This is a genomic window from Companilactobacillus jidongensis, from assembly GCF_003946575.1.
Lineage (GTDB): Bacteria > Bacillota > Bacilli > Lactobacillales > Lactobacillaceae > Companilactobacillus > Companilactobacillus jidongensis.
The window spans coordinates 22,771-36,873 of sequence record NZ_RHOP01000013.1 but is presented as its reverse complement, the minus strand read 5'-3'; the positions used below and the strand labels follow the sequence as shown (position 1 = coordinate 36,873).

The 14,103-nt window shown below is 39.0% G+C and carries 12 protein-coding genes; 9 read left to right on the top strand and 3 right to left on the bottom strand.

Features of this window, described 5'->3' with window-relative positions; genetic code table 11:
• Window positions 1-146: 146 nt before the first annotated feature.
• From serC to EKM68_RS09015, 7 genes are all read left to right on the top strand, one after another.
• A complete protein-coding gene (serC, locus tag EKM68_RS09045) occupies window positions 147-1,223 on the top strand; it encodes a 3-phosphoserine/phosphohydroxythreonine transaminase (protein WP_125589952.1) in 1,077 nt (358 codons plus the stop codon).
• 1 nt (window position 1,224) lies between these two features.
• On the top strand, window positions 1,225-2,397 hold the full coding sequence (locus tag EKM68_RS09040) for a phosphoglycerate dehydrogenase (RefSeq protein ID WP_125589950.1): 1,173 nt from the start codon (window positions 1,225-1,227) through the stop codon (window positions 2,395-2,397).
• Between the two features lie 73 nt (window positions 2,398-2,470).
• Entirely contained in the window at window positions 2,471-2,743 is a 273-nt protein-coding gene (locus EKM68_RS09035) for a LysR family transcriptional regulator (protein ID WP_125589948.1), read from the top strand.
• 196 nt (window positions 2,744-2,939) lie between these two features.
• A complete protein-coding gene (locus tag EKM68_RS09030) occupies window positions 2,940-4,028 on the top strand; it encodes a carbamoyl phosphate synthase small subunit (protein WP_125589946.1) in 1,089 nt (362 codons plus the stop codon).
• Window positions 3,994-7,143: a carbamoyl-phosphate synthase large subunit gene (gene carB, locus EKM68_RS09025; protein ID WP_125589944.1), complete on the top strand. Its 3,150-nt coding sequence runs from the start codon at window positions 3,994-3,996 to the stop codon at window positions 7,141-7,143. The genes EKM68_RS09030 and carB overlap by 35 nt, the downstream gene beginning before the upstream one ends.
• A 573-nt stretch (window positions 7,144-7,716) precedes the next feature.
• Window positions 7,717-7,995: a hypothetical protein gene (locus EKM68_RS09020; protein ID WP_025025000.1), complete on the top strand. Its 279-nt coding sequence runs from the start codon at window positions 7,717-7,719 to the stop codon at window positions 7,993-7,995.
• Between the two features lie 75 nt (window positions 7,996-8,070).
• Window positions 8,071-8,823 carry an alpha/beta fold hydrolase gene (locus EKM68_RS09015; RefSeq protein ID WP_125589942.1) on the top strand — a complete coding sequence of 251 codons (753 nt, stop codon included), beginning with the start codon at window positions 8,071-8,073 and terminating at the stop codon, window positions 8,821-8,823.
• An 83-nt stretch (window positions 8,824-8,906) separates the two neighbouring features.
• On the opposite strand, the gene EKM68_RS09010 is transcribed toward EKM68_RS09015, so the two are convergent.
• Window positions 8,907-10,361, bottom strand: a complete 1,455-nt coding sequence (locus EKM68_RS09010) for an o-succinylbenzoate--CoA ligase (RefSeq protein ID WP_125589940.1) — start codon at window positions 10,359-10,361, stop codon at window positions 8,907-8,909.
• 66 nt (window positions 10,362-10,427) lie between these two features.
• Complete coding sequence (gene menB / locus EKM68_RS09005; protein WP_404810801.1) at window positions 10,428-11,243, bottom strand: 1,4-dihydroxy-2-naphthoyl-CoA synthase; 816 nt, start codon at window positions 11,241-11,243, stop codon at window positions 10,428-10,430.
• 25 nt (window positions 11,244-11,268) lie between these two features.
• On the opposite strand from menB, the gene EKM68_RS09000 reads away from it, so the two are divergent.
• A complete protein-coding gene (locus tag EKM68_RS09000; RefSeq protein ID WP_125589938.1) occupies window positions 11,269-11,643 on the top strand; it encodes a PaaI family thioesterase in 375 nt (124 codons plus the stop codon).
• Here the strand turns inward: EKM68_RS09000 and EKM68_RS08995 are convergent.
• The gene (locus EKM68_RS08995) at window positions 11,640-12,161 is read right to left on the bottom strand and encodes a DUF308 domain-containing protein (RefSeq protein ID WP_125589936.1); all 522 of its coding nucleotides are present in this window, start codon (window positions 12,159-12,161) and stop codon (window positions 11,640-11,642) included. The two genes, EKM68_RS09000 and EKM68_RS08995, sit on opposite strands and share 4 nt — an antisense overlap.
• 205 nt (window positions 12,162-12,366) lie before the next feature.
• On the opposite strand from EKM68_RS08995, the gene EKM68_RS08990 reads away from it, so the two are divergent.
• Entirely contained in the window at window positions 12,367-14,091 is a 1,725-nt protein-coding gene (locus EKM68_RS08990; protein WP_125589934.1) for a pyruvate oxidase, read from the top strand.
• The last annotated feature ends 12 nt before the right edge of the window (window positions 14,092-14,103 follow it).

Genomic DNA, 14,103 nt, shown 5'->3' with positions numbered 1-14,103 from the left:
TAGGCCTATTAAACTTTTCGTTTAACCCTCATGGATTCAAGATTTTTGAAGCTGTGAGGGCATTAATTCAGACTTTTGTTTGGGAACTCTCACATCTTCGTGAGGGTTCCTATTTTTTTTAATCTAAAACAAAGGTGGAAATAAAGATGACAGTTTACAATTTTTCAGCTGGTCCAGCCATGTTGCCTAAGCCAGTCTTAACTCAAATCAAAGAAGATATTCCTTCATTTAAAAACTCAGGTATGAGTGTTATGGAAATATCCCATCGCTCAGCTTTATTCGACAATGTTATCGCCGATGCTGAAAATGATCTGAGAGAACTAATGCACATTCCTGATAACTATAAAATTCTCTTCTTGCAGGGTGGAGCAACACTGCAATTCACTGCGATGCCAATGAATTTGGCAACCCAATACAATCACATTGGCCTGATCGATACTGGACATTGGTCTACTCGTGCTGGTGAAGAGGCTGAAAAAATTGGAACTGAAGTCACAATTGTAGCGACATCCAAGGACAATGAATATCATCAGTTGCCTGAATATAAAGATGATGATAATCGTTATGACTATATTCATTTAACCACTAATAACACAATAGAAGGAACCGCATTTGACAAATTACCAGAAACTAAACATATTTTGGTTGGAGATATGTCATCAAACTTTTTGGCTCAACAATATAATGTTACAGACTTCGGTGCTATCTATGCTGGAGCACAGAAGAACTTGGGGATTGCAGGACTGACAGTTGTTATTGTCAGAGAAGATTTGATTGGTAAGAAATCATTGCCAAGTATGTTGGATTATCGGTTACTTGCTAACAAAAATTCAATGCTCAATACACCACCAGTATTCGCAATTTATGCGGCTGGATTAACCTTGAAGTGGCTCAAAAATATTGGTGGAATCACAGAAATGGAAAAAATCAATCGTCAAAAATCAAATCAGCTCTATCAATTTTTGGATCAATCAAAAATGTTCAATAATCTGATCAAACCAGCTGACCGTTCATTAACTAATATCCCATTCGTCACTGGCAACAAGGCACTTGATCAAGAGTTCATCGCTCAAGCAGCAGACCGCGGATTGGTTAATCTCAAGGGACACCGTTTGGTCGGTGGTATGCGTGCCAGTTTGTACAATGCAATGCCCATAGAAGGTGTCACGGCGCTAACGGACTTCTTGGAAGAATTCGAAATGAAACATCGGGAGGAAAATTAATATGACTTATCAAGTAAAAACGTTCAATGCTATTGATCAAAGTGGACTTGATACTTTTAACAATAATTTTGTTATCAATCAAACTGACAAACCGGATGCCTATCTGATTCGTTCCGTTAATCTTCGTGATGCCGAGTTTCCTAAGTCACTTAAGACGATCGTTCGTGCTGGTGCAGGAACAAATAATGTTCCGATTCATCGTGCGACCGAAGCGGGGATTGCGGTCTTCAATACACCGGGAAGTAATGCGAATGCAGTCAAAGAATTGGTCATTTCACTTATGATCTCAGCTTCAAGAAATATTTTTGCGGCTAATGCTTATTCAAATAATCATGTTGGTGCTGATGTGTCAAAGCGCACTGAAGTAGACAAGACTAAGTTCAATGGAACGGAGTTGATGGGCAAAAAATTAGCCGTTATAGGCTTAGGTCATGTTGGTTCATTAGTGGCTGAAGCGGCGCTAGAACTCGGCATGAATGTTATCGGCTATGATCCATATTTATCAACTGATGCCGCTTGGAATATCAACAATCATGTTGACCGGTCTAATACGATCAAGCAGGCAGTGAAGGATGCTGACTATGTAACTGTTCATGTGCCCAAGAACGATGAGACTGAAAAATTGATCGATCGAAATGTGATTGCTGTCATGAAGAAAAACGCTATTTTGTTCAATTATTCAAGATTAGGAATTGTAGATAATGAAGCTGAACTGGAAGCCGTTTTGGACAAAAAGCTCAAATATTATGTGACTGACTTCGGTGAACCGATCATTGCCGACCAAGAAAATGTTATCGTCACTCCACACATTGGTGGCTCGACGTTAGAAGCTGAATCAAATGGTGCTACGCAGGCTGCTAATACGGTGATGAGTTATTTGGAAACTGGCGATACTGTTCAATCAGTTAACTTACCAGCAATGAAAGTTCCGTTTGAAGCACCGTATCGTTTCACAGTTATTCATAAGAATGTACCGAACATGGTTGGGCAAATAACAACGATCTTAGCCCAGTTGAATATGAATATTGCCAGTATGTCGAATGCTGCCAAAAAGGATACGGCATATACCGTAATTGATGTAGATGATTTGAATGCCGAGGATAGTGCTGAATTATTACAAAAGATTGAACAGATACCTGAGGTTTATCGTGCACGTTTGATAAAGCATAAGTAATTTACTATCAATCTGTGTACTGGGTATGTTACAACTTTTGTATAGGTATTAAAAAAGGAGGGGTAACATTAAAATGTATAAAGTACTAATCGTTCTGCATGATGGAGATGACTATATTCGGATGAATAAAGTATTCGTCGAAAACATGCCAGTTGCTGGTCAATACATCATTCATTCAGATGGTTTGCCTTATTACGTTGAAGAAGTGACAAGTTTTGTTGGGTATGTCAGCAGTAAGGGTGCCACAACAATTCTAGTGGTCCATCCGGCACCTAAAGATGCACCGGTCAATAATCTGTATGGGATGGATATTGAACGAGATATGGACGATTCTGATAATGCTTAAAAAATAATTCCAAAGTGTATATTACAAGCTTTCAGCCTTATGGTTGGAGGCTTTTATTATTTTTAAGATTAAAATTAAATTAAAAAACTATTTGATTTTTTAATAATCAGTTGTACAATTCTTAACAATCACAAAAAATTGAATGTCTCAATTCAAGTGATCAAATAGGCTAATTCAATACAGAAAGGGTGTCTACATGAAACGTTATTTAGTTTTAGAAGACGGGAATATTTATCCCGGACAAGCATTTGGTGCTAACGCTTCATCACTTGGCGAACTGGTTTTTAGTACCGGTATGTCAGGATATCAAGAATCAATTACTGACCAATCTTACAATGGAGAAATACTGATGTTCACTTATCCATTGATTGGTAACTATGGAATCAACCCCGATGATTTCGAATCGAATGCCCCTACCGTAAAGGGCATTGTTGTACATGAATTAGCCCGACGATCAAACAACTGGCGTATGAATACGTCACTAGATGAATTCTTACAAAAAAATCAAATCCCTGGAATCAGTGGAATCGATACTCGTGCCGTTACACGACACATTCGAACAAAGGGTGCCATGAAGGCAACTTTGGTCGATGAAGTAACTGACACGACTGTATCAGACTTACGACGAGTTGATTTGCGACAGGATCAAGTTGAAGTGAGTTCTACTGACGAAGCATATGCGATTCCTGCGACCGGTAAAAAAGTCGTAGTAGTTGATTTTGGATTGAAATATTCGATTATTAGAGAGTTAAAAAAGAGAAATTGTAACCTCGTAGTTGTACCGGCAAAGACTGATGCGAAGACAATTTTGGACCTCAACCCAGATGGTGTCATGCTGACAAATGGACCTGGAGATCCTAAAGATGTCGATGTTTTAGAGATGATTCAAGAAGTAGAGAAGCATGTACCAATGTTTGGTATTTGCTTGGGTCATCAACTGTTTTCGCTTGCCAATGGGGCAGACACTTTCAAAATGAAATTTGGACATCGTGGTTTCAACCACCCTGTTCGCGAACTTTCTTCTGGCCGGATAGATTTCACGTCACAAAATCACGGATATGCTGTTGATAGCGAATCACTAGTAGGAACAAATCTTACAGTGACTCATGAAGAGATCAATGATCATACCGTTGAGGGAGTGCAACATGAAATTTATCCGGCTTTTTCTGTGCAATTTCACCCTGATGCAGCTCCTGGTCCACATGACGCTGATTATATTTTTGACAAATTTATTAACTTAATGGAACAGAATGCAAAGGAGAAAGTTGCGCATGAAGAGAACTGATATTAACAAGATTATGGTTATCGGCTCAGGCCCAATAATCATTGGACAAGCAGCCGAATTCGATTATTCCGGTACACAAGCTTGTATGGCATTAAAGGAACTTGATTACGAAGTGGTCTTAGTCAACTCGAATCCTGCTACGATCATGACCGATACTGAAATTGCGGACAAGGTATACATTGAACCTATTACCTTCCAGTTCGTATCACAGATTCTGTACAAAGAACATCCTGATGCGATTTTGCCCACCCTTGGCGGTCAACAAGGATTGAACATGGCAATGGAACTTGCTGATTCAGGTATCTTAGATGAATTAGGAATCGAATTGTTAGGTACTAAGTTGGATGCAATCGATCAAGCCGAAGATCGTGAGAAGTTTCGTCAGTTAATGAATGACTTGCATGAGCCAGTTCCTGAATCAGCCATTGTTCACACAGTTGCTGAAGCCATTGATGCTGCTGATCATATTGGTTATCCAGTTATCGTCCGTCCCGCTTTTACCATGGGTGGAACCGGTGGCGGTATCGCTAATAATGAGATTGAATTGGCGGAGATTGCGGACAATGGTTTGAGCCTCTCTCCAGTCACGCAAGTTCTTTTGGAACAGAGTATTGCTGGTTTCAAGGAAATTGAATTCGAAGTCATGCGTGATGCGGCCGATAATGCGATGGTTGTCTGTAACATGGAAAACTTCGATCCAGTCGGGATTCATACGGGTGATTCTATCGTATACGCTCCCGTTCAAACTTTGTCAGACAAAGAAGTTCAGATGTTACGTGATGTGGCTTTGAAACTAATACGGGCACTGAAGATCGAAGGGGGATGCAACGTTCAACTTGCCTTAGATCCTGATAGCTATCAATATTATGTTATCGAAGTTAATCCTAGAGTCAGCCGTTCCAGTGCACTAGCTTCTAAGGCAACTGGTTATCCAATTGCCAAAGTTGCTGCGAAAATTGCAGTAGGTTTGACGCTAGATGAGATCATAAATCCAATCACAGGAACAACTTATGCTGAATTTGAACCGGCGCTAGACTACGTTGTCTGCAAAATTCCTCGTTGGCCTTTTGATAAGTTCACTAATGCTGACAGATTATTGGGAACGCAGATGAAGGCTACTGGTGAAGTGATGGCAATCGGTAGAAATATTGAGGAAGCCACTTTAAAGGCAGTACGTTCACTGGAAATAGGCTTGAATTATCTTGATGATGTTAAACTGCATTCTTTATCCGCTGAGGGTTTAGAGGATGGTTTGATTCATGCCAAAGACGATAGATTGTTCTATTTAGCTGAAGCGATTCATCGTGGTATTAGTATTGAAAAAATAGCTGACAAAACTAAGATCAATGTATTTTTCTTAGATAAATTATTACATATTACTGAGATCGAAAATGATTTAAAACAAAATCCGAGTGATCTGGAAGCTTTACTTGCTGCCAAGAAAAATGGTTTTTCGGATGAAATTGTTGCTAAATTATGGAATCAATCTGAAGATGATATCAGACAATTTAGACTCGATAATAAAATCGAACCAGTTTACAAGATGGTTGATACATGTGCAGGAGAATTTGAATCTAGTACACCGTATTATTACGGGACTTATGAATATGAAAATGAAAGTATTGTGACTGATAAACCTTCTATATTGGTTATTGGTTCTGGTCCAATCCGTATTGGTCAAGGTGTTGAATTCGATTATGCGACGGTACATTCCGTTAAGGCGATTCAAAAGCACGGTTACGAAGCTATTATAATGAATAGCAATCCAGAGACCGTGTCGACTGATTTTTCAGTTTCGGACAAGTTATACTTCGAACCTTTAACGTTGGAGGATGTCATGAATGTGATCGATGTAGAACATCCAGAAGGAGTTGTTTTACAATTTGGTGGTCAGACCGCTATTAATTTGGCAGAGCCATTGTCAGAACATGGTGTCAAGGTTTTGGGTACGACGGTTGAGGACATCAATCGTGCTGAAGATCGTGATGAATTCGAAAAAGTTATCAATAATGCCAATATCAAGCATCCGACTGGGGATACAGCTACTAATGCTGAAGACGCAATCGTAATTGCAGACAAAGTCGGTTATCCGATTCTCGTTCGTCCGAGTTATGTGTTGGGTGGGAGAGCCATGCGTATTATCCATGAGGCAGACGAATTGGATTATTACATGCACAATGCTGTTGAGGCTTCACACGATCATCCGGTTTTGATCGATCATTACTTGGTTGGAACTGAATGTGAAGTTGACGCCATTTGCGATGGTAAAACAGTACTGATTCCGGGTATTATGGAGCACATTGAACGTGCAGGAGTACATTCAGGCGATTCAATGGCAGTGTATCCTTGTCAGAGTTTTTCGGAGGATGTTCAGAATCAAATAGTCGAAATAACAGAACAGCTTGCCAAAGATTTGAATTGCATTGGAATGATGAATATTCAATTTGTTGTTCATGAGGATGAAGTTTATGTTATTGAAGTCAACCCCAGAGCCAGTAGGACGGTACCATTCTTGAGCAAAGTCACAGATATTCCTATGGCACAAGTAGCCACTAAAGTTATTTTAGGTCAAAGCTTAGCAGAGCAAGGATATCAAACAGGACTTGCCCCGATTGATGACTTAGTCCATGTTAAAGCTCCAGTCTTCTCCTTCTTCAAGTTAGCCGGAGTTGATGGACTATTAGGACCAGAAATGAAATCTACCGGAGAAGTCATGGGAACTGATACCACGGTGGAAAAAGCTTTGTACAAGGCTTTTGAAGCTACCAAAACCCATATTCCATCTCAAGGTAATATTGTGATTGACGCTGATTTACAAGATAACGTTGAAGTAGTCGAAATGGTTAAGGAATTTTCAGAATTGGGATATAAGCTGTTCTCAACTTCTCAAAGTGAATTACTACAAGTACAATCTATATCGTTGGAAGAACTTGATAATATGATGCTGGATAAAGAAATTCAGTTGGTTATCAATAATTTATTGAATGACGATTTTGGTGTCGATGTCAGAGCTATGGCAATTGCACACGGAGTACCGTTGTTTACATCAATTGACACTGTTAAAGCCATGATAGATGTACTTGAAGATAGGGCTTATTCGATTCAAACTTTGTAATGATAATAAAAAATCCTTCAATATGAAGGATTTTTTATTTGGCATTATTTAGTTTTTATTATTGTATTTTATAATTAAAATAGTTTTTCCATTCGCTACAAAAAAGGCAGAGACCTACCACGAGTCTCTACCCCTGTTGCGAGAATAAGATCAGAGCCTACCACAAACCCTGATCTATAAGCAGTTGAGAAGGAGTACCACTTTTTATAATAACTTTCGTTATTTTGTTTATACATCCCCGCCCGTATAAACATCTTTATTATATAGCTCAGGTACTATAATATCTATATCATTTAATAAATATTTCAATAATGGATAATTAAATTATCCAAATTTGTTTGGAAATGACCGAAAATGTTCAATAGCGTGCCAAAAGAAATTTCATCCCGTTTGGGCCCGGTTAAAACCCTATGACAGCAGGCATAAGTCAATTCAATATAATTTTATTATATAAAAGTGAATTCCAAACCAATAAAAAATGTAAGATAATGACTTCATGAGCTTTACAACAAGTTCTGCGCAATGAGATACAGGGGAAGTTCAATATTTCTACATAGAAAGGCGGGGAATACCTTGGAGGAAATGAGAGAACTCAAAATGGACCGCAAAGAAGTTATTCAGACAATTGAAGAATCTGTTGGAGAATTCAATATGCTTTCTGAGAGAAATCTGATTGGCATAGTCATGCAATACCTTGATCGCTTTGAGAATAGTGATTTCGAGCCAGCATTATTAGATTTTCGAAGAGATTTAATTGAATACGACGAAAAAACAGATCATATAAATGAACGAGATGTTGACGAACTTATTTTTAAGATCAATCAATCATTCAATCGGTCAAATAGATACTAGGATTAAGGTTGAGACGATGGTCTCAATCTTTTTTTTGTGCTCTGAATCAAGTAAGATAATCATGAGGTGATAATTATGGTAAAAATTTATCGAAGGATGCTGCAGGATGTGCCAATACTGGAAGTTGTGGAAGAGGAATATCGTTATAGCAAAGTTCCGCTGGTAGTTTTTTATCATGGTTGGAGATCGGATAAAGAATTGGTTTTAACACAAGCTAGAAAACTTGCCAAAAAAAAGATTCGTGTTATTCTTCCCGATGCCATGAATCATGGTCAACGCCGACACGATGTATCGTCGATTCCTTCATTTACATTTTGGAATAGTATTCAAGGTAATTTGGCTGAGTTTGACTTGATCAAAGATTTTTATCTGAAGCGAGATTTGGTATTGGATGAAAAAATCGGTGTTGGTGGCTATTCGATGGGTGGCATGACTACGGGAGCATTATTAACACAACATCCCGAGATAACCGCAGCGACTATCATTATGGGAACACCAAATCTAGGCGCGTATGCCAAATTAGTGCGTGATTCAGCTAAAAAACATAATCTTTATATTCCTAAGGATATGAAAAGCCTGACGAGTTGGATAGATGATTATGATTTGAGCAATTATCCCGAAACTATCAATAAGCGTCCCTTGCTGTTTTGGCATGGAACTGAAGATGAGCGGATTCCTTATTCGCAGTCGAAAAACTTCTTCGATAGCATTCAGGGACAAGACTATGCAGAGCAGGTTGCCTTTATTACTGGATATAAGGCCAAACACTTGGTAGAAACACGGTTGATGGATAAGATTGCTAATTTTTTTGAGTATTATTTGTATTGAGTTAGTATTTGATACAGACATTCTGTTATGGAATTATAACCTATATAATAAAAAGAGATTCCACAATAGCGGAATCTCTTTATTTATATCTTCGTATATTCAATATCATCAAACTTGCGGCGTAATACTTTACCACTAGCGGTTCTTGGAACATCTGTAACCAAGCGGAATTCCTTAGGAACTTTGTAGTGGGCCATTTTTTCCCGTCCGAATCCGATTAGATCTTCACCAGTCAAGTAGGCATCGTCAGCGAGTATCACATATGCGACAGGAACTTCTCCCCACTCATCATTGGGTATGCCAATGACAAAGATGCTTTCCAAGCCTGATAGTTTGCTATAGATATTCTCGACTTCTTCGGGATAAATATTTTCTCCACCAGAAATTATCATGTCATCTTTTCGACCTTTGACGTAGAGAAAATTCTCATCATCTAGATAACCGATGTCGCCAGTTTCGTAGAAGCCATCAGCGGTTATTTTTTTCTCGAATAAATTCTGCAGATTCAAATATCCCTTGGCAACATTAGGTGCCTTGATCTCAATGTCACCAATACCATCACTATCAATGTTGCTGATTCTTAGATTGACAGGGAATAATGCTTGACCTGAGGAACCGACTTTTCTGTCAGCATCCCGGAAGTTCAGTGCGACCACGTTTGAGGCTGTCTCAGTCATACCATAGGATTGAATAACAGGGATATTCAGCATGTCGCAGCGAAGTAAGGTCCAGTTATCAATTGGTCCGCCACCTAAGAAGACACATTTGAAATGCTCATTGTAGTGTTTACCGGTAGGTAAACTATTAAGCAGGCGCTTGAGCATTGTTGGTACTAATGAAATAATCGTTGCTCGTTCGTTAGCAAGAACTTTATTAATATATTCTTCATTGAAGTCGGTGATCAAGTAAACGGGAATTCCATAAATCAAAGAGCGCATCATAATTGAGAATCCTGAAATATGGAATAAAGGTACAGTCAATACCCATGAATCTCGATCATTGATGCCTAAGTTCAAAGAAGTTCCGATAGCAGAGTAGAAGTGGTTCCCAAATGTCTGCAAGACACCTTTTGGTCTGCCGGAAGTTCCAGAGGTATACATGATTGAGGTTACATCATCATTGTCGAATTCTTCAACCGGTTCGAAATTTTTATCAGGTTTCATACTCAAAATATCAGATAAAAAAAATTTGGTCGTATTAACGTGATTGATATTGTGGTAGTCACTTGCATCATCCACTAGGCAAATTTTAGATTTAGAATCATTGATCTGAAATTTCAGTTCATCACTAGACAATCTGGAATTTAAGAAAACAATTTCAGCACCAATTTGTTGTAGCGCTAAAATAGCAATATAACCATTGAAGGAATTACTGATAAACAACGCCGCACGTTCGCCTTTGTGAATCTGATTGTGTAGTTTTTTTGCGCAGAGCTGAACGGTGGAATTCAGTTCACTAAAGGTGAAATCTGAATGTTCAATGATCAAAGCTGTTTTGTTAGGGTCTAGTTTTGCACGTTTAGTTAGCCAGTTTTCCATGGTTCTTGCTCCTTTTATTTTGTAAACGCGTTTCAGAGTCTTCCGGTCTTCTCCACTCTCTTATATCTATGGAAATTTCGGGAACTTATCAAAATCAGGGTCACGTTTTTCAAGAAAGGCATCGCGTCCTTCTTTTCCTTCGTCGGTTGTGTAATATAGCATTGTCGAATCACCAGCAAGTTGTTGTAATCCAGCTAATCCATCGGTATCGGCATTCATGGCAGCCTTGATGAAACGAATGGCTGTAGGTGATTTCTTTAAGATCTCATCACACCATGCAATAGTTTCTTTTTCGACATCAGCTAGTGGTACAACTTTGTTGATCCAACCCATTTGGAAGGCTTCGTCAGCGGTGTATGGCTTGCAGAGGAACCAGACTTCTTTGGCACGTTTGTGACCTATAACTCTAGCTAAATAGGCTGAACCATATCCGGCATCAAAGCTGCCTACTTTGGGACCAGTTTGCATAAATTGAGCGTTGTCGGCCGCAATTGTTAGGTCACAGACCAGTTGCAAGATGTTACCACCACCAACAGACCAGCCACGAACCATCGCAATAACTGGTTTAGGGATGATGCGAATCAGATGTTGCAAGTCTAAGACGTTTAGTCTTGCTATGTGGTCCGGTCCAACGTAACCGCCATTACCACGAACACTCTGGTCACCGCCGGAACAGAAGGCAAGGTCGCCTTGTCCAGTCAAAATAATGGCGCCGATCGTGGCATCATCACGACAAATATTGAAAGCCTCAATCATTTCCTGTACAGTGACAGGTGTGAAGGCGTTACGCTTTTCAGGACGATTGATAGTTATCTTGGCAATTTTGCCCATTCGTTCAAAAATAATTTCTGAATAATCTTTAATGTTTTTCCATTCACTCATAAAAATAACCTCCGAGGTGTTAGTAATGAATTTATTAGAAAATTTAGGTATAGAAGTAATCGAACAAAACAAAAATCGTGTCACATTACGGATGAAGGTCGAGGATAAACATCTACAACCTTACAAAATTATGCATGGTGGAATAAATGCCGTTCTTGCAGAAACAGCTGCCAGTATTGGTGCTAATCTTAACATAACTGAACCGGACGAAGTGGCTGTCGGAGTAGACATATTGACTCATCATCTGAATCCGGTCAAGGATGGTATTTTGATTGCTGAAGCATTACCAATAAAAATCGGTTTTTCGATTCAAGTCTGGCAAGTTATGACGCATCCAGAAGGCAGTGCTATCAGTAATAGCATGAGTACTGTGACATTGAAAAAAACTAAACTAAATTAATTGCGATACAATCTGGAGTTGATGATCTCGAAGAATGCTAACAAAATCAAACCGATTCCAAATAATTGATAGATAAAAATAATTGTCTTCGGTGGTTGCAGGATAAACATTATTCCAGCAAGCATCAGTAAGGCTGAGTAAAAATAATCAAGCCAAGGTGTTATCTTGACTTGTTTTTTTGTCTCATGAGAGTCACGAAATTGATTAATTCCATTGACCAAGAGAATAATACCGAGAACTGGTGGAACTAGGATAACTATCAATTTAGCAAGTATAGGAATGGCCACTGCCAAAACTAAAGCACCGATTCCGAGACCAATTGCGATATTTGTCTCCCCGGTCTTTCGTCGAATGCTAATTCCGTCCATAATTGAAAGAACGCCGTAGGTCGCAATATAACCTGAAACTAAGTAGATGATGATATTTAGACTTTTTATCGGCTCGATGACAATTAGTATTCCCGTTACTAATAAAAAAACAAAACGTAACCAACGATAGAGTTGGAACTGTTTGACCATTTTTTCACTTCCCCCAAGTACATATATACCTATAATAACAAAATTTTACCACAAATAAATTGTTAGTATTAAACAAATAATTCACAATTAATTTTTTAAAAGTATACGAATCCTTAATGAATAACGAATGAGCTTATATTTCTCGATTGTGAAATAAACGTGGTATGGTGTTTGTGATAAGTAAATGACAAAGGGGATTATGACTATGAAAGTACGTGCTTCAGATAAGATGATTGATATTATGAGTCAATGGGGAATCAACAATATTTTTGGTCTACCAGGTGATTCTGTGGATACAACTATTGATGCTATGTATCGTGCCCAAGATAAAATCAAATTTACACATGTTCTGCATGAAGAGGTCGCAGCTCTATCGGCCTCTGCTCAAGCCAAATTAACTGGAAAGATTGGAGTTTGCCTCTCGATTGGTGGACCAGGTGCCATTCACTTGCTCAATGGATTATATGATGCCAAGATGGATCATGCGCCAGTTCTAGCAATTTTGGGACAAGTACAATCGAAGATGCTGAATACTGACTTTTTCCAAGAAGTTGATACGCATGTATTGTTTGATGATGTTGCTGTATATAATAAGATGATCATGGACCCACAATCATTGCCACGCATAGTGGACGAAGCCATTCGTACCGCATACTCTAAGCAAGGTGTTGCCGTATTGACGATTCCTGATGATATTCCAGATCATATGATTGCTGATAATTTCAGCGCCAATGTTGATAACTTCAAAATTGAAGATTATCAAGTCGATGATGCTGAAATCAAAAAAGCTCTAGATTTGATGAAGATTCATTCTAATCCGATAGTATTAGCTGGTACAGGTATCAGAAATGCTAAGAAGGAAACACTTGATTTCATCGAGAAATTCAAACTTCCGATTATTCAAACTATGCCTGCCAAGGGAATGGTTGCCGATGATCATCCCTATAACTTAGGACAGTTGGGTAAACTGGGCACCAAAGCCGCATATGAAATGATGCAAAAAGCTGATCTATTGATTATGCTGGGAACTGATTATCCGTATGCTCCATACTTGAATCACAAAATCGATGCGATCCAAGTCGATATTAATGGTGACAAGCTTGGAAAACGTCATCGTGTTAATGTTGCTATTCAAGGTGAAACTAAAAAGGTACTTGCTCGTATGATCGAACTTGGTGACGAAGTTAAAGAACGTCCTTTCTTAGATACGGCCATCAATCACATGGCTCAATGGCGCTCATGGATGAAGGATGTTTATAGCAAGGATCACGAAGGTGTCTTGCCATCTAAAATGTTCCATGATCTATCAGCGGCAGCTCCAGATAATGCTGTGTTCTCAATCGATGTCGGGACTTCAACTGCCTTCGGAGCTAGATTCATTGATGCCAAACCAACTCAGAAGTACACGATTTCAGCTTGGTTAGGAACTATGGGTTGTGCTTTGCCAGGCGCTATTGCCGCAAAGATGATGTTACCAGATCGTCCAGTTTATGCTGTCGCTGGTGATGGTGCGTTCGCAATGGGAATGCAGGACTTCGCAACTGCCGTTAGATACAAGTTGCCAATGGTCATCACCGTCCTGAACAACAAGCTATTGGCATTTATTGAATATGAACAACAATCAGCTGGACAACAAAATTACGGAATCGGCTTGCCTGATATTGATTTTGCCAAGTTTGCAGAAGCTTGTGGCGGAATCGGTGAGCGCATTACAACTAATGAACAATACGTCGAAGCACTAGAAAAATACAAGAATACAGATCGTCCAGTTGTCCTAGATGTTGCAGTAACTGATGAAGCTCCCTTGCCTGGTAAAATCGTGATGGACGAAGCTAAGGGTTACGCAAAATTTGGTATGGGTCACTTGATAGATAAGAAATCAATGCCTGAATTACCACCAATGAAAGAGATCTTACGTTCTTTCTTATAAGATAAATTAAAT

Excerpts from the sequence above, each read along its gene's own strand:
- serC (WP_125589952.1), top strand. The coding sequence starts at position 147 with ATGACAGTTTACAATTTTTCAGCTGGTCCAGCCATGTTGCCTAAGCCA.
- EKM68_RS09040 (WP_125589950.1), top strand. The coding sequence starts at position 1,225 with ATGACTTATCAAGTAAAAACGTTCAATGCTATTGATCAAAGTGGACTT.
- EKM68_RS09035 (WP_125589948.1), top strand. The coding sequence starts at position 2,471 with ATGTATAAAGTACTAATCGTTCTGCATGATGGAGATGACTATATTCGG.
- EKM68_RS09030 (WP_125589946.1), top strand. The coding sequence starts at position 2,940 with ATGAAACGTTATTTAGTTTTAGAAGACGGGAATATTTATCCCGGACAA.
- carB (WP_125589944.1), top strand. The coding sequence starts at position 3,994 with ATGCAAAGGAGAAAGTTGCGCATGAAGAGAACTGATATTAACAAGATT.
- EKM68_RS09015 (WP_125589942.1), top strand. The coding sequence starts at position 8,071 with ATGGTAAAAATTTATCGAAGGATGCTGCAGGATGTGCCAATACTGGAA.
- EKM68_RS09010 (WP_125589940.1), bottom strand. The coding sequence starts at position 10,361 with ATGGAAAACTGGCTAACTAAACGTGCAAAACTAGACCCTAACAAAACA.
- menB (WP_404810801.1), bottom strand. The coding sequence starts at position 11,243 with ATGAGTGAATGGAAAAACATTAAAGATTATTCAGAAATTATTTTTGAA.
- EKM68_RS09000 (WP_125589938.1), top strand. The coding sequence starts at position 11,269 with ATGAATTTATTAGAAAATTTAGGTATAGAAGTAATCGAACAAAACAAA.
- EKM68_RS08995 (WP_125589936.1), bottom strand. The coding sequence starts at position 12,161 with ATGGTCAAACAGTTCCAACTCTATCGTTGGTTACGTTTTGTTTTTTTA.
- EKM68_RS08990 (WP_125589934.1), top strand. The coding sequence starts at position 12,367 with ATGAAAGTACGTGCTTCAGATAAGATGATTGATATTATGAGTCAATGG.